This is a genomic window from Stenotrophomonas humi, assembly GCF_001431415.1.
Lineage (GTDB): Bacteria > Pseudomonadota > Gammaproteobacteria > Xanthomonadales > Xanthomonadaceae > Stenotrophomonas > Stenotrophomonas humi.
In genome coordinates this window covers 1-15877 of the sequence record NZ_LDJI01000003.1, presented here as the reverse complement: position 1 = coordinate 15877, position 15877 = coordinate 1, and the positions used below count along the sequence as shown (strand labels likewise).

The 15877-nt window shown below is 64.0% G+C and carries 12 protein-coding genes; 11 read left to right on the top strand and 1 reads right to left on the bottom strand.

Going from position 1 to position 15877, the window contains the following annotated elements:
* Positions 1–102 precede the first annotated feature (102 nt).
* A complete protein-coding gene (gene glmS, locus ABB26_RS00745) occupies positions 103–1935 on the bottom strand; it encodes a glutamine--fructose-6-phosphate transaminase (isomerizing) (protein ID WP_057631665.1) in 1833 nt (610 codons plus the stop codon).
* Positions 1936–2150: 215 nt separating this feature from the next.
* On the opposite strand from glmS, the gene ABB26_RS00740 reads away from it, so the two are divergent.
* From ABB26_RS00740 to ABB26_RS00690, 11 genes are all read left to right on the top strand, one after another.
* Entirely contained in the window at positions 2151–3419 is a 1269-nt protein-coding gene (locus tag ABB26_RS00740; RefSeq protein WP_057631664.1) for an efflux RND transporter periplasmic adaptor subunit, read from the top strand.
* Between the two features lie 269 nt (positions 3420–3688).
* On the top strand, positions 3689–4411 hold the full coding sequence (locus tag ABB26_RS00735; RefSeq protein WP_057631663.1) for an ABC transporter ATP-binding protein: 723 nt from the start codon (positions 3689–3691) through the stop codon (positions 4409–4411).
* A 15-nt stretch (positions 4412–4426) separates the two neighbouring features.
* The gene (locus tag ABB26_RS00730; RefSeq protein WP_152982496.1) at positions 4427–5755 is read left to right on the top strand and encodes an ABC transporter permease; all 1329 of its coding nucleotides are present in this window, start codon (positions 4427–4429) and stop codon (positions 5753–5755) included.
* 2 nt (positions 5756–5757) lie between these two features.
* Entirely contained in the window at positions 5758–6975 is a 1218-nt protein-coding gene (locus ABB26_RS00725) for an ABC transporter permease (RefSeq protein ID WP_057631661.1), read from the top strand.
* A gap of 17 nt (positions 6976–6992) precedes the next feature.
* Positions 6993–8297 (top strand): ABC transporter permease, encoded by a 1305-nt coding sequence (locus ABB26_RS00720; RefSeq protein ID WP_057631660.1) that lies wholly within the window; start codon positions 6993–6995, stop codon positions 8295–8297.
* 101 nt (positions 8298–8398) lie between these two features.
* The gene (locus ABB26_RS00715) at positions 8399–9622 is read left to right on the top strand and encodes an ABC transporter permease (protein ID WP_057631659.1); all 1224 of its coding nucleotides are present in this window, start codon (positions 8399–8401) and stop codon (positions 9620–9622) included.
* Between the two features lie 23 nt (positions 9623–9645).
* Entirely contained in the window at positions 9646–10959 is a 1314-nt protein-coding gene (locus ABB26_RS00710) for an ABC transporter permease (RefSeq protein WP_057631658.1), read from the top strand.
* Positions 10960–11264: 305 nt separating this feature from the next.
* Positions 11265–12488 (top strand): ABC transporter permease, encoded by a 1224-nt coding sequence (locus ABB26_RS00705; RefSeq protein ID WP_057631657.1) that lies wholly within the window; start codon positions 11265–11267, stop codon positions 12486–12488.
* 38 nt (positions 12489–12526) lie between these two features.
* Entirely contained in the window at positions 12527–13009 is a 483-nt protein-coding gene (locus tag ABB26_RS00700) for a nuclear transport factor 2 family protein (protein WP_057631656.1), read from the top strand.
* 128 nt (positions 13010–13137) lie between these two features.
* Positions 13138–14481, top strand: coding sequence for a sigma-54-dependent transcriptional regulator (locus ABB26_RS00695; protein WP_057631655.1), 1344 nt, complete (start codon positions 13138–13140; stop codon positions 14479–14481).
* Between the two features lie 10 nt (positions 14482–14491).
* Positions 14492–15844: a sensor histidine kinase gene (locus ABB26_RS00690; RefSeq protein ID WP_057631654.1), complete on the top strand. Its 1353-nt coding sequence runs from the start codon at positions 14492–14494 to the stop codon at positions 15842–15844.
* Positions 15845–15877 lie beyond the last annotated feature (33 nt).

Below are 15877 nucleotides of genomic sequence, written 5' to 3'. Positions count from 1 at the left end.
CGGGCCGAAGGCATCATCAACTGCCTGCAAAAAAAAGGGGACCCGCCTTTGTATGGCCGGATCCCCTCTTGCATGCATCACTGTGCTGTCGATGTGAGCGGCTTACTCGACCGTCACACTCTTGGCCAGGTTGCGCGGCTTGTCCACATCCGTGCCGCGTGCCAAGGCCGTGTGATAGGCCAGCAGCTGCACCGGAATGGTGTGCACCACCGCACTCAGCACGCCGGCATGGCGCGGCGTACGGATCACGTGCACGCCCTCGGAAGCATTGAAGTTGCTGTCCTGGTCGGTGAACACGAACAGCTCACCGCCACGCGCGCGTACTTCCTGCATGTTGGATTTCACTTTTTCCAGCAAGCTGTCATTGGGGGCGATGACCACTACCGGCATCTCCGCGTCCACCAATGCCAGCGGGCCATGCTTGAGCTCACCCGCCGGGTACGCCTCGGCGTGGATATAGGAAATTTCCTTGAGCTTGAGCGCACCTTCCAGAGCGATCGGGTAGTGCAGGCCGCGCCCGAGGAACAGCGCATTGGACTTGCCGGCGAAACGCTCGGCCCAAGCGATGATCTGCGGCTCCAGGTTCAACGCGTGCTGCACACTGCCTGGCAGATGACGCAACTGCTCCAGATAGTCCGCTTCCTGCTCGGCGCTGACCTTGCCCTGCAGCTTGCCCAGCACCACGGTCAGCTGGAACAACGCAGCCAGCTGGGTGGTGAAAGCCTTGGTCGAGGCCACACCGATCTCGGCGCCGGCACGGGTGTAGCAGACCAGTTCGCTGGCGCGCGGGATGGCGCTCTCAGGCACGTTGCAGATCGACAGCGTATGCAGATGGCCCAGCGACTTGGCGTACTTGAGCGCCTCCATCGTGTCCAGGGTTTCACCGGACTGGGAGATGGTGACGATCAGGTGTTTGGGATTGGCGTAGGCAGCGCGATAACGGTATTCGCTGGCGATCTCCACGCTGCACGGCAGGCCGGCAATGGCTTCGATCCAGTAACGCGCGGTCAGGCCGGCATAGTAGCTGGTACCACAGGCCAGGATCTGCACGCCCTCGATGTCCTTCAACACCGCTTCGGCATTCTTGCCGAACAACGTGGCCGGGAAGCCGCCGGCATCGATGGCCGCTTCCAGGGTGTCGCCGAGCGCACGCGGCTGCTCGTGGATTTCCTTCTGCATGAAGTGGCGGTACGGGCCCAGCTCCAGCGAGGCCAGCGATACATCGGACATCCGCTGCTCACGCTGCACAGGTGCGTTGTTGCCATCGAACACGCGCACGCCTTGGCGGGTGAGCTCGGCGGTGTCGCCCTCCTCCAAGAACATCACCCGGCGGGTGGCCTGCAGGATCGCCGAAACGTCTGAGGCAACGAAGTTCTCGCCTTCGCCCAGGCCCACCAGCAGCGGGCAGCCCATCCGCGCGACCACCATGCGCTCAGGCTCCTTGCAGCTGATCACCGCCAGCGCATAGGCGCCGGTCAGCTCCTTCACCGTGCGCTGCAATGCGCTGAGCAGATCGTCCTGATCTGCCTGCAGGTGGTGGTGGATCAGGTGCGCGATGACCTCGGTATCGGTCTGCGACTCGAACACATAGCCCTGCGCGGTCAACTTCTCGCGCTGCTCTTCGTGGTTCTCGATGATGCCGTTGTGCACCAGCGCCACGCCATGACTGATATGCGGGTGCGCGTTGGACTCGGTGACACCGCCATGGGTGGCCCATCGCGTGTGACCGATGCCCAGCGCAGACTGGAACTGTTCGGCGGTGGCCGCGCTTTCCATTTCCGCTACACGGCCGGTACGACGCACACGGCGCATCTGATCGCCATTCAACACCGCGATGCCCGACGAGTCGTAGCCGCGGTATTCCAGCCGCTTGAGTCCTTCAATCAGTACCGGAACCACGTCGCGATCAGCGATCGCTCCCACAATGCCGCACATAGTCCATCCATTCGCGTTGGTGATCGGACATTCTAAGCCAGCCATCTGGCCAGACAGCAGACATCTGCGGACAGCCGCGCCCCGGACACTGTCCGCGAAAGTGTCCGCGGACACCCGGACACGCTCAGGTCTTTATAAATATTCAATGAATTCAATATATTGAAGTTGGCACGCTGCCTGCTTAATCGTTACCAACCCTTGCAGCGAAGCCCCAGATGATCCGCGACACTTCCGCCCAGGACCAGGTTTCCACCCAGCGCCCACAGCCCATCTGGCGACGCTGGCTGTGGCCCGCCGTTGCCACCGTGGTGGTGGTTGGCGGCATTGGCTATGTAGCCAGCAGCTGGCTCGGCGCCAGCCGCTCATTCGATGGTGGGCGCCTGCGCATCGCTGAAGTCAGCCGCGGCGATCTGGTGCGCGACATCGCCGCCGACGGCCGTGTCATCGCGGCCAACAGCCCGGTGCTGTACGCCATCTCCGCCGGCACGGTCACCTTGAAGGTGGTTGCCGGTGACGTGGTCAAACAAGGCCAGGAGCTGGCCGTGATCGACAGCCCGGAGCTGCGCAGCAAGCTGGCACAGGAACAGTCCACGCTGGCCGGCCTGGAGGCCGAAGCCAGCCGTGCTGCACTGGATGCCACCCTGGCACGTGCCACCGGCGCCAAGATGTCCGACCAGGCCGGGCTGATGCGCACTGCCGCTCAGCGCGACCTGGACCGCTACCAGCGTGGCTTCGATGGCGGTGCGGTGCCGCAGGTCGACCTGGCCAAGGCCCAGGACGAACTGAAGAAGGCCCAGATCGAACTGCAGCATGCCCAGCAGGATGCGAATCTGCAGAGCCGCGGCGCCGATCTCGACGCGCGCAACAAGCACCTGATGGCCGAACGCCAGAAGGCGGTGGTGAATGAAGTACAGCGCCAGGTGGACGCGCTCACCCTGCGTGCCCCGTTTGATGGCCAGGTCGGCCAGGTACAGGCCACCCAGCACACCCAGGTGATCACCAACGCACCGGTGCTGGGCGTGGTCGACCTGTCGCGCTTCGAGGTCGAGATCAAGGTGCCGGAGAGCTTCGCCCGCGACCTGGCCATCGGCATGCCGGCCCAGCTCACCAGCGGCTCGGGCCAACCGTTCCCGGGCGAGATCGCTGCGGTTTCGCCGGAAGTGGTCAATGGTGAGGTCGTTGCCCGCCTGCGCTTCTCCGACAAGCAGCCGCCTGGTCTGCGCCAGAGCCAGCGCATGAGCGCACGCATCCTGCTCGATACCCGCAAGAACGTGCTCAAGGTCGAGCGCGGCCCGTTTGTTGAACAGTCTGGTGGCCGCTATGCGTATGTGGTCACCGGCAGTACCGCCACCCGTCGCCCGGTGCAGCTGGGTGTCAGCAGCCTGGGTGAAGTGGAAGTCGTGTCTGGCCTGCAGCCGGGCGAGAAGGTGATTGTCTCCGGCGCTGATCTGTTTGGTGACAACGAACGAGTGTCGATCAACTAAGGGGGATGGGGGACCGGGATCACGGAGAGAGGCTGCAGTCGTTCGGTTCGTCGTGAAGCCTGACAACTGGAGTTCTTCCCCGTCCGCCGTCCCCCGCTCACCGCTGTTCCGCACTGTCAAGAACGGGGGAGGGAGTGGCAGAACCGAAGGCCGAAATCCATGTGACCTGGACGAACACCCAAGTTTGCCACTCCCCGTTCCCCGCCCCTGCTCCCTGCTTCACCCCGTTTCGTGCTTCATCCCATTCCCTGCCCTGAAAGGAAACCGCCATGCTCCACATGCAATCCGTCTCCAAGGTGTTCCGTACCGAACAGGTTGAAACCCACGCGCTGCGTTCGCTGGATCTGCATGTGCGCGAAGGCGAGTTCGTTGCCGTCACCGGTCCATCCGGTTCGGGCAAGACCACCTTCCTCAACATCGCCGGCCTGCTGGAAACCTTCACCAGCGGCCAGTACCTGCTCGACGGCCAGGACGTGAGCCACCTCGGCGATGACGCCCGCTCGCGTCTGCGCAACCAGAAGATCGGATTCATCTTCCAGGGCTTCAATCTGATCCCCGATCTCAACCTGTTCGACAACGTCGACGTACCGCTGCGCTACCGCGGCATGCCGGCCGCGGAGCGCCGCGAGCGCATCGAGAAGGCCCTGAGCAGCGTCGGTCTGGGGTCGCGCATGAAGCACTACCCCGCTGAACTGTCCGGCGGCCAGCAGCAGCGCGCCGCCATCGCCCGCGCCTTGGCTGGCAGTCCGCGCCTGCTACTGGCCGACGAACCGACCGGCAACCTGGACACGCAGATGGCACGCGGCGTGATGGAACTGCTGGAGGAGATCAACAGCCAGGGCACCACCATCGTCATGGTCACCCACGACCCGGAGCTCGCCGCACGCGCGCAGCGCAACGTGCACATCGTCGATGGCCAGGCCACCGACCTGCTGCGCGAGCCGGTGTTGGCGCACGCCTCGCGCATCGCTGAAACCAACGCGCAGGGCTGAGGGTCACGCATGTCCCTGTTCTCCTACTACCTGCAGCAAGGCATCCGCAGCCTGCGGCGCACGCCGGTGCTCACCGGATTGATGGTGCTGTCCATCGCCGTGGGCATCGGTGCGTCGATGACCACGCTGACGGTGATGCACCTGCTATCGGGCGACCCGCTGCCCGGGCGCAGCCAGCACCTGTACTACCCGCAGGTAGACGCGTCCCCGCGCGGGGAAAAAGCGCGCAAGGAACCGCTGGACATGCTCGACTACACCTCGGCTGTCGACCTGTGGCGTGAGGGTCCGGCCGAGCGCAAAGCGTTGATCTCGGAAAGCCCGATCAAGCTCTCCGCCCCCGGCAGTGCAGCACCAGCCAGCATCAGCCGCCTACTGTCCACCACCGCTGATTTTTTCCCGATGTTCCAGGTACCGATGGCCTATGGCACCGGCTGGTCCAGCGAAGATGACGAGCGCCGTGCGCGCGTGGCGGTGATTTCGTGGGATCTGAACCAGCGCCTGTTCGGCGGTAAGGACAGCGTCGGGCAGATGCTGCGCATCCGCGACAGCGACGTACGCATCATCGGCGTGCTCAAGCCGTGGCGTCCGGCACCGCTGTACTACAGGGTGGCCGGTGGCCGTTTCGCCCAAGGCGACACCGCCGATTTCTACGGCCCGCCGCAGGAAGTCATGGTGCCGTTCTTCACCGGCCTGCAGATCAATGCCGGCCACTTCCAGCAGTTCACCTGCTGGGGCGATCTGCCCGAGAAGCCCGGCCACCTGGAGAACACCAACTGCGTGTGGTTGCAGCAGTGGGTACAGCTGGATACACCGGCGCAGGTCGCCAGCTACGAGCAGTTCCTGCAAAGCTACGTGCAGCAGCAGAACCAACTCGGCCGTATCAGCCAACCGGAACTGGCGCGCCTGCGCAGCCTGATGCAATGGTTGGATTTCAACGGTGTGGTGCCGCGCGATGTACGACTGCAGGCATGGATGGCGCTAGCCTTTCTGGGCATCTGCCTGTTCAACACCATCGGTTTGCTGCTGGCCAAGTTCCTGCGCCGCACCGGTGAGATCGGCGTGCTGCGCGCACTGGGCGCCACCCGCGGGATGATTTTCAAGCAATGCCTGACCGAGGCGGCGTTGATCGGTCTGGCCGGTGGCCTGGCGGGTCTGCTGTTGACCCTGTTCGGTCTGTGGAGCGTGCGCCAGCAACCGCTTGCCTACGCCGACATGATGCAGCTTGACCTCCGCATGCTCGGCTTCACCCTGCTTGCCGCCATCACCACCACATTGTTGGCAGGACTGCTGCCGGCGCTGCGCGCCGCCTGCATCGATCCAGCCCTGCAGATCAAGGCACTGTGAGCATGGACATCAAACCCATCCTGGCCACGCTGTCACGCCACCGCGTCGCCGCCACTCTGATCATTCTTGAAATCGCACTGGCCTGTGCTGTGCTGTGCAATGCGCTGTTCCTGGCGGTATCTCGCATGGACATGATCGGCATGACCAGCGGCGTGGACGAATCCACCATCGCCACGCTCAGCCTCAACGACTGCGAGGGCTGCGAACCGGCGGACCTCAATGGCCGCTGGCTGCAGCAGTTGCGCAGCCAGGCCGGCGTGCAGGCCGTGGGCGTGGTCAATGCGGTGCCGTTCGGCCAACGCGCCGGCACCGCCGGCATCAGCCTGGACCCGGAAGGCAAGCACTTCGGCGGCGTACCCCACTTCTACCTGCTCGACCCCGGCGCCATCGAGGTGATGCAGCTCAAGCCGGTGCAGGGCCGCAGCTTCAACGATGCAGACTTCCAGAACGTGGACAATTTCCTGCCAGCCAATGCGCAGGTGTGGATCACACAGGCTTTCGCTGAGCATCTGTGGCCCGGTGAATCGGCGTTGGGCAAGTCCTTCTGGATGTCCGAGTACCAGTTCACCGTGGCCGGCGTGCTTGAGCATTTCGCGCGTCCCGATCCGGGCCGCAGCGAGAATGGTGTTGCCGGGGCGCAGTGGTCGGTGATCGTGCCGGTCACGACCCACGCACAGAGTGGTACCTACGTACTGCGCGCCAACGCCAGCGACCTGCCACGCATCATCCGTGATGCCATCGCCGCCGCGCCCAAGGTAACGCCGGAGGCCATCCTGTCGATGGACTACAGCAAGCCGCTGACGCAGCTGCGCGAAACCTTCTTCCAGCAGGACCGCGCGATGACCCGCCTGCTGCTGGGCGTCTGCCTGGCAATGCTGCTGGTCACCGCACTGGGCATCATCGGCCTGGCCAGCTTCTGGGTGCAGCAACGCACCAAGCAGATCGGCATCCGCCGCGCACTGGGTGCCACGCGCGGGCAGATCATCGGCTACTTCCAGACCGAGAACTTCCTGCTGACCAGCTTCGGCATCGTGCTGGGCATGCTGATGGCCTATGCCGGCAACCAGCTGCTGATGCAGTACTTCGAGATTCCCCGCCTGCCGCTGTACTACCTGCCGTTTGGCGCCGTGTTGTTGTGGTTGCTGGGCCAGGCCGCCGTCATCGGCCCTGCCCTGCGCGCGGCTGCCATCCCACCCATCGCCGCCACCCGCAGCGCCTGACCTGCCAAGGAACGCTCATGTTCAGCTATTACTTCAAACTCGCCCTACGCAGTTTTGGTCGCAACAAGATCCTCACCGCGCTGATGGTGCTGGCCATCGCACTGGGCATCGGTGCGGCGATGACCACCTTGACCGTGTTCAAGGTGCTCTCCGGTGATCCCATCCCGCACAAGAGTGACAGGCTGTTCTACGTGCAATTGGACCCAGGCATGCGTGAGGGCTACAAGCCCGGCGAAGAACCGGAGGTGCAGCTGACCCGCTTCGATGCCGAGGAACTGCTGCGGCAGAAGAAGGCACCGCGCCAGGCGATGATGACCGGCGGTGGTGGCATCGTTGACCCGCGTGTGGATGCGCTCAAGCCGTTCAGCATTGACCTGCGCTACACCTCGGCTGACTTCTTCCCGATGTTCGACACCCCGCTGCTGTTCGGCCAGGGCTGGAGCAGCGCCGAGGACACCGGCCGTGGCCGCGTGGCGGTGATTGGCAAGGAGCTCAACGAAAAGCTGTTCAAGGGTGCCAACAGCGTCGGCAAGGAAGTGCTGGTCGAAGGCCATGCCCTGCGCATCGTCGGGGTGATGGACGAATGGGAGCCCAATCCGAAGTTCTACGACCTTTACACCGGCAAGTTCGATTCCGCCGAAGATGTGTTCCTGCCCTTCAGCACCGCCATTGACCTGAAACTGGACCGCAACGGCAGCATGAACTGCTTTGGTCGAGAAATCGTCAACGATGCGACGGCGCTGAATGTGCCGTGTGCGTGGATCCAGTACTGGGTGGAGCTGGACTCGCCCTCCGATGCCGGCACCTTCAAGGCTTACCTGGACAACTACTCCGAGCAGCAGCGTGCTGCCGGCCGCTTCGAGCGCCCGGCCAACACCCGCCTGCGCAACGTGATGGACCTGATGGAATACCGCAACGCGGTGCCGGGCGACGTGCGTCTGCAGATGTGGCTGGCGTTCGGCTTCCTGCTGGTGTGCCTGGTCAACACGGTGGGCCTGCTGCTGGCCAAGTTCCTGCGCCGCAGCGGCGAGATCGGCGTGCGTCGTGCGCTGGGTGCCAGCCGTGGCGAGATCTTCAAGCAGTGCCTGGTCGAAGCCGGCACGATCGGCCTTGCCGGTGGCCTGCTGGGCCTGGTGTTTGCCCTGTTCGGATTGTGGGCCGTGCGCCAGCGTCCGGCCGAGTACGCCTCGCTGGCACACCTGGACGGTTCGATGCTGCTGCTGACCTTCGCACTGGCCATCTTCGCCAGCATGCTGGCCGGCATCCTGCCGGCATGGCGTGCAATGCAGGTGGCGCCGGCACTGCAACTCAAGAGCCAGTAACCAGCGGCTGGATGACGGGAACCTGCGGCGACACGCACCGGTTCCCCTCCCCCTGATTCCTGTTCCCTCCTCACTCGTTTCTGGCTTCAAGGAGAACTCTCATGGATATCCGCCCCATCCTCTCCACGCTGACTCGGCACAAGACCGCCGCCGCGCTGATCGTGCTGGAGATCGCACTGAGCTGCGCCATCATCTGCAATGCACTGTTCATCGTTTCCCAACGTATGGAAACCCTGAACCTGGCCAGCGGCATGGACGACAAGCAACTGGTCGAGATCGCGCTCAGCGGCATCGGCAAGCAGGTCGATGCCGATGCACGCACCGCCGAGGACCTGGCCACGCTGCGTGCCATCCCCGGCGTTGAAAGAGTGGCCATCGTCAACCAGCTGCCGTTCCAGAGCGGCTCCTGGAACACCGGGCTGACCACCAGCCCTGAACCCGGTGCTCAGTCGGTGAACGCGGCCTATTACATGGCCGGCGAGGAAACGCTGGCGACGATGGGCCTGGACCTGGTCGCTGGTCGTGACTTCAACCCCGACGAGTTCCGGAGCAGCGCCGAGCTTGAGAAGGAACTTGACGTGAGCAAACTGCGCGCGTCGGTGATCATCACCCAACCCCTGGCCAAGCAGCTGTTCCCGGATGGCAGCGCGGTTGGCAAGACGCTGTACATGGCCAACATCCCGCTGACCGTCGTTGGCGTGGTGGATACCCTGCTGCGCCCGAACATGCAGGACAACAACCGCACCTACTCGGTGCTGACACCGATCCGCATGAACTTCTCCAACGGCGGCCGTTTCCTGATCCGCGTCAGCGACCCGGCACGTCGCGATGAAGTACTTGCCCAGTCGTTGGCAGCACTGGAGAAGAACGATCCCAACCGCCTGACCTGGCGCAAGCTCACCTTTGAAGAGGGCCGCGCCAAGTTCTTCGCCAACGACCGCGACATGATCGGTCTGCTGCTGATCGTCAGCGTGCTGCTGTTGCTGGTGACCGCACTGGGCATCATCGGCCTGGCCAGCTTCTGGGTGCAGCAGCGCACCAAGCAGATCGGCATCCGCCGTGCGCTGGGTGCTACCCGCGGGCAGATCCTGCGCTACTTCCAGACCGAGAACTTCCTGTTGGCCGGTATCGGCATCGTGGTCGGCATGCTGCTGGCCTACCTGCTCAACCAGTGGTTGATGGGCCGCTATGAGTTGCCGCGCCTGCCGCTGCTGTATCTGCCTGTGGGAGCGGTGGCACTGTGGTTGCTCGGCCAGGTCGCGGTGTTCGGTCCGGCCCGCAAGGCCGCCGCCATTCCCCCGGCCGTCGCCACCCGCAGCGCCTGATCACGGACCAGCAAGGGAACCGCATGTTCGGCTATTACCTGCAACTGGCGCTACGCAGCTTCGGCCGCAACAAGGTGCTGACCAGCCTGATGGTGCTGACCATCGCGGTCGGCATCGGCGCGACGATGACCACGCTGGCCCTGTACTTCGTGCTCTCGGGCGATCCCATTCCGCACAAGAGCGCGCGGCTGTTCTATCCGCAGCTGGAGCCGCGCAACCTGGGCAAGGACGCCACGCTGGACAAGGATCCGCTCACGCAGCTGAGCCGCTACGACGCCGAGGAACTGCTGCGGCAAAAGCGCGGTGATCGCCAGGCGTTGATGAGCGGCGGCTCGTTGACGTTGCAGCCGGGCGGCAATATCGCCCAGCCCTTCCGCGCATCGGCACGTTACACGTCAGCGGATTTCTTCCCGATGTTCGACGTGCCACTGCTCAGTGGCAATGCGTGGAGCAAGAAGGAGGATGACGAACGCGCACGCGTGGCCGTCATCCATCGCACGCTGGCTTCCAGGCTGTTTGGCACGGAAGAGGCTGTCGGCCGGGAACTGCGCCTGCCGCAAGGCACCTTCCGGGTCATCGGTGTGTCGGCAGACTGGAAGCCAGCCCCTCGTTTCTATGACTTGAGCAACCAGCGTTACGGCAGCATCGAGCAGGTGTTCCTGCCGTTCTCAACCTCCCGCGACCTGCGTCTGGATACACAAGGCAGCATGAACTGCTGGGGCATCAGTGATGACGAGGCCGAAGGCAACCGCGGCCTCAACGCACCCTGCGCGTGGCTGCAGTACTGGGTCGAACTGGATTCACCGCAGAAGGCCACCGAGTATCTGAAGTACCTCGCCGACTATTCGGATGCGCAACGTGCCAACGGGCGCTTCGAGCGACCTACCAACGTGCGTTTGCATGATGTGATGGGTTGGCTGGACTTCAATCGCATCGTGCCCAACGACGTGCGCCTGCAGATGTGGCTGGCCTTCGGTTTCCTGCTGGTCTGCATGATCAACACGGTGAGTCTGCTGCTGGCCAAGTTCCTGCGCCGCAGTGGCGAGATCGGCGTACGTCGTTCGTTGGGCGCGTCGCGCAGGGACATCTTCAAGCAGTGCCTGGTCGAGGCCGGCACCATCGGCCTGCTTGGCGGCATCCTCGGCCTGGGCTTCGCGGCCATCGGCTTGTGGCTGATCCGCCAACAACCGGATGAGTACGCCCGTCTGGCGCATATGGACCTCACCACGCTGTGGCTCACCTTCGCCCTGGCATTGCTGGTCAGCGTGCTTGCCGGCTTGCTGCCGGCCTGGCGCGCGATGCGGATTCCACCGGCGTTGCAACTCAAGAGCCAGTGAATGTGACGAGTCGGGGGAGAGAAATGCGGAAGCTGGAGCAACGCCATCGCTCACTCGTCTCCATTCACTTCAACTATCAAGGAGAGTAAGCCCCCCCTACACCCTTGCTGAAAGACCGGGATCAATGGAGAGAAACCAACAATCGATGGGAGCAGAGCCAAGCTGCGCCTCATCCGGTTGCTGGTTTCTCCCCACTGATTCCAGTCAGCACAACTGATCGCCCAGACCAGCATCCGCATCTACCCGCTACTCGCTTCTGAACACCGGGCACCGCATCGCGCCACAGCGGCCCAAGGAGAACGACCATCGACATCCGCCCTATCCTCGTCACGTTACTTCGGCACAAGACGGCCTCGCTGTTGATCGTGCTTGAGATCGCCTTGAGCTGCGCCATCATCTGCAACGCGGTGTTCATCATCAGCAACCGCATCGCCGAGCTTCAGATCGACAGCGGCGTCGCAGATGACGAGCTGGTCTACCTGGCCACCAGCAGCCTGCTGCCTGACGTCAACATGGATGCGCTGCGCAAACATGACATCCAGGCGCTTTCATCCCTTCCCGGCGTGAAGTCGGCCAGCAGCGTCAATCAGATTCCCTTTGGCGGCAATGTGTGGGGTTCGGACGTCCGTTTGGACACCGAACAGGTCCGCCCGACCACGCATGCTTCGCTCTACATGGATGATGGACAGCTGCTGCAGACCTATGGGTTGCAGGTGACCGAAGGGCGCGCCTTCAACGCCGACGAATACCTGGACAACAGCGCATTCGATCCCAACAAGATCGGCCCCTCGGTTCCCGCCATCATCCTCAGCAGATCATTGGCGCAGTCTCTGTTCCCGGGCCAAAGCGCTGTTGGCCAGTTGGTCTATGTCTGGGGCGAAAACCAGCCGCCATCTCCCGTGGTTGGCATCGTCAGCGACCTGATGACACCAGGCACTCCCGGTAGCTTCGGCGACCGCTACCACACGATGATCTTTCCGATCCGCGTCTCCAATGGTGCTTACGCGTTGCGCACCACACCGGATCAGCGCGACGCCGTGCTCGCTGCCGCGGTCGCCGCGCTGAATGCGTCCGATCCCAATCGCATCATCGAGCAGAAAGACACGTTGGCGCAGATGCGCGCCGACTTCCATCGCCGCGACCGCGCGGTGATCTGGCTGCTGCTCGCGGTGTGCATCGCGCTGCTGGCGGTAACCGCCTTCGGCATCATCGGACTGGCCAGCTTCTGGGTGCAGCAGCGCACCAAGCAGATCGGCATCCGCCGTGCACTCGGGGCGACGCGGCAACACATCCTGCGCTACTTCCAGGTGGAGAATTTCATCCTCAGCAGCGCCGGCATCGTGCTGGGCCTGCTGCTGGCCTACAGTCTGAACATGCTGCTGATGAGCCGCTACGAACTGCCGCGCCTGCCACTGGCCTACCTGCCGGCCGCCGCCGTGCTGCTGTGGGTTCTGGGGCAGATCGCGGTGTTCGGCCCGGCGCGGCGCGCAGCGGCCATTCCCCCGGCCGTGGCCACGCGCAGCGCATGACCTCCTGCCTCCCCTCGCTATTTGATCGAGCCGCATCCATGAGCAAACGTCTGCTGACCCTGTTGTTCGTTCTGGCGCCACTACCCGCGGTCTCGGCGATGGCGGCCGAAACCGTCGCACCGTCGCTGCAGGACACCATCGCAGCGCTGGACCACCGGGTGTTCGACAGCTTCAACCGCTGTACCGACCCGGCACAACTGCAGAAACACGCCGGCTACTTCGACCCGGCCGTGGAGTTCTATCACGACACCGGCGGCGTCACCTGGACCCGCGAAGCGATGTTGGCCAACACCCGCAGGTACGTCTGCGGCAACTTCACCCGCGAGTTGATTCCCGGCACCCTGGAAGTGTTTGCCATCAAGGATTTCGGCGCACTGGCCCGTGGCCAGCACCGCTTCTGCGACAGCAGGACCCATCAATGCGAAGGCCTGGCCGACTTCACCATCCTGTGGCGGCTGCAGGACGGACAGTGGCAGATCACCCGCGTGATGAGCTATGCACATCGTGCCATTACGCATTGAAATTGCATGCCGGAAGTCGGTTTGCGCGGCGTGACGCACGTCTGCCACCTGCCAGCGCCACCCGCAGCGTGTAATGTGCTGACTTCGCCGCCAGACCGGCACCCACCCACCGCCTCCTACGACACCTGATGCCGCAGATCCTGATCATCGATGACAACACCGCCGTGGCCACCGCGCTGGACGTGCTGTTCTCCCTGCACGACATCGAGACCCGCCATGCCACCTCCCCCGAGCAGGGGCTGGCGATGCTGCACGAGCAGGAATTCGACCTGGTCCTGCAGGACATGAACTTCACCGCCGATACCACCTCCGGGGAAGAAGGCCAGGCCTTGTTCCGGCACATCCGCGATGCGCACCCGGACCTGCCGGTGATCCTGCTCACCGCCTGGACGCACCTGGACAGCGCCGTGGAGCTGGTCAAGGCCGGCGCTGCGGACTACCTGGCCAAGCCGTGGGATGACGGGCGTCTGCTGACCACCGTCAACAACCTGATGGAACTGGCCGAAACCCGTCGCGAACTCGCGCGCCGCCGCCAACGCGAACTGGCCCAGCGCAAGAGTCTGCACGAGCGCTACGACCTGCGTTCGCTGGTATTCGCCGACCCGGCCAGCGAGCGTGTGATCGCGTTGGCATGTCAGGTGGCACGTTCGGAGCTGCCGGTGCTGATCACCGGCCCCAACGGCGCTGGCAAGGAAAAAATCGCCGAGATCATCCAGGCCAACTCCGCCAATCGCAAAGGCCCGTTTGTGGCCCTCAACTGCGGCGCCATTCCGTCGGAGCTGATCGAGGCCGAACTGTTCGGTGCCGAAGCCGGTGCCTACACCGGCGCCAACAAGGCACGTGAAGGCAAATTCGAAGCGGCTGATGGCGGCACACTGTTCCTGGACGAAATCGGCAACCTGTCGTTGACCGGCCAGATGAAGCTGCTGAGGGTGCTTGAGACCGGCCGCTTTGAACGGCTGGGTTCCAACCGCGAGCGCCAGGTGAAGGTACGCGTGGTCAGCGCCACCAATGCCGACCTGCCCGCGATGATCCGCGATGGCAGCTTCCGTGAAGACCTTTACTACCGCCTCAACACCGTGGAGCTGGCACTGCCGGCGCTGGCCGAGCGCCGCGAGGACATCCTGCCGCTGGCGCGCCACTTCCTCGGCGATGACGGCAAGGCCCTGTCCCCGCAGGCCGCGCAGGCCCTGCAGCGGCACAACTGGCCGGGCAACGTGCGCGAGCTGCGCAATGTGATCCAACGTGCCAGCCTGCTGGCACAGGGACCACGCCTGGAAGTGACCGACCTCAACCTCCCGCGCGCTCCCGCACGTCCGGTCACGCAGGGTGCCGAAGAGCCGGATCGCGCGCGCATCATCGCTGCGCTGGAACATGCCGGCGGCGTCATCGCCCAGGCCGCGGCCGAACTGGGCTTGAGCCGCCAGGCGCTGTACCGCCGCATGGACCGCCACGGCATCCCACGCGAATGAGAATGTCCTGGTGAAACCGCGCTCCTTCACCCTCAGCCTGTTCCTGCGCCTGCTGCCGGTGCTCGCGCTGGCCGCTGCGTTGCCGTGGATGCTGGCGTACTGGATGGACCATGGCTGGCTGGTCGTAGTGACCTCCGCCGTCATCCTGCTCGCACTGATGTGGTACGCGCTGCATCGCGCAACCTCGCCGATCCGCTCGTTGCTGCGTGCCCTGTCCGGCACCACCAGCAGCTACCGCGACGGTGAGTACAACTTTGGCGTGCATTGGCGCAGCAACGACGAATTCGCGCAGCTGGTGAAAGCCCACGCCGAACTCGGCGAGGTACTGCGCGAGCAGCGCCAGTCGCTGGTGCAACGCGAACTGTTGCTGGACACCATGGTGCAGAACACACCGGTGGCGATGCTGCTGCTCACCGATGGCGGCGACGGCATCCAGCGCGTGGCCTTCTCCAACATCGCCGCACGCAAGCTGCTGCACGGCGGCTGGAAGCTGGAAGGCAAGCGCGTGCAGGAACTGCTGGACACCATGCCAATCGAACTGCGCAATGCCATCGCACGCGGCGGTGACAGCCTGTTCGCCGTGCGTGAGCCCGATGCGCTGGAAGGCGATGAAGATGACGAGCAGATCTATCACCTCTCGCGGCGCAATTTCCATCTCAACGGCCGCCCCCACGAGCTGCTGTTGCTGCGTCTGCTCACCGCCGAATTGCGCCGCCAGGAAGTGCAGACCTGGAAGAAGGTGATTCGCGTGATCAGCCACGAGTTGAACAACTCACTGGCGCCGATTGCCTCGCTGGCCCACTCGGGCGCCGAGCTGGTGCGCCGCAACCGCTTCGACCGGCTGGAAGACATCTTCGCCACCGTCGAAGAACGCGCGCGTCATCTTGAAGGATTCATCCGCGGCTATGCGCGCTTCGCCAAGCTGCCACAGCCACAACTGCAGACCGTGGTGTGGCGCAATTTCCTGCATGGCCTGCAGCAGCAGATTCCGTTCCGCATGGAGCAGCCGCCGGAGGACCTGAGCAGTCGCATCGACCAGGCCCAGTTCTCGCAAGCCTTGTTGAATCTGCTCAAGAACGCGCACGAAGCCGGTGATGACAGCGGCGCACCGGATGATGCGGTCGAACTGCGTGTGAGCCGCCTGCCACACTGGCTGCGCATCGAAGTACTCGATCGCGGCAGCGGCATGAACGAAGCCGTGCTGCAGAACGCACTGATGCCGTTCTACTCAACCAAGCGCAACGGCACCGGCCTTGGGCTGGCGTTGACCCGCGAGATCATCGAAGCCCACGGCGGTCGCATTTCCCTGCAGAACCGCAACGAAGGCGGGCTGTGCGTCGCCATCCTGCTGCCGCACGACTGACGGCGGAACCGTAGAGCGGAGCCATGCTCCGCT

Excerpts from the sequence above, each read along its gene's own strand:
- glmS (WP_057631665.1), bottom strand. The coding sequence starts at position 1,935 with ATGTGCGGCATTGTGGGAGCGATCGCTGATCGCGACGTGGTTCCGGTA.
- ABB26_RS00740 (WP_057631664.1), top strand. The coding sequence starts at position 2,151 with ATGATCCGCGACACTTCCGCCCAGGACCAGGTTTCCACCCAGCGCCCA.
- ABB26_RS00735 (WP_057631663.1), top strand. The coding sequence starts at position 3,689 with ATGCTCCACATGCAATCCGTCTCCAAGGTGTTCCGTACCGAACAGGTT.
- ABB26_RS00725 (WP_057631661.1), top strand. The coding sequence starts at position 5,758 with ATGGACATCAAACCCATCCTGGCCACGCTGTCACGCCACCGCGTCGCC.
- ABB26_RS00720 (WP_057631660.1), top strand. The coding sequence starts at position 6,993 with ATGTTCAGCTATTACTTCAAACTCGCCCTACGCAGTTTTGGTCGCAAC.
- ABB26_RS00715 (WP_057631659.1), top strand. The coding sequence starts at position 8,399 with ATGGATATCCGCCCCATCCTCTCCACGCTGACTCGGCACAAGACCGCC.
- ABB26_RS00710 (WP_057631658.1), top strand. The coding sequence starts at position 9,646 with ATGTTCGGCTATTACCTGCAACTGGCGCTACGCAGCTTCGGCCGCAAC.
- ABB26_RS00700 (WP_057631656.1), top strand. The coding sequence starts at position 12,527 with ATGAGCAAACGTCTGCTGACCCTGTTGTTCGTTCTGGCGCCACTACCC.
- ABB26_RS00695 (WP_057631655.1), top strand. The coding sequence starts at position 13,138 with ATGCCGCAGATCCTGATCATCGATGACAACACCGCCGTGGCCACCGCG.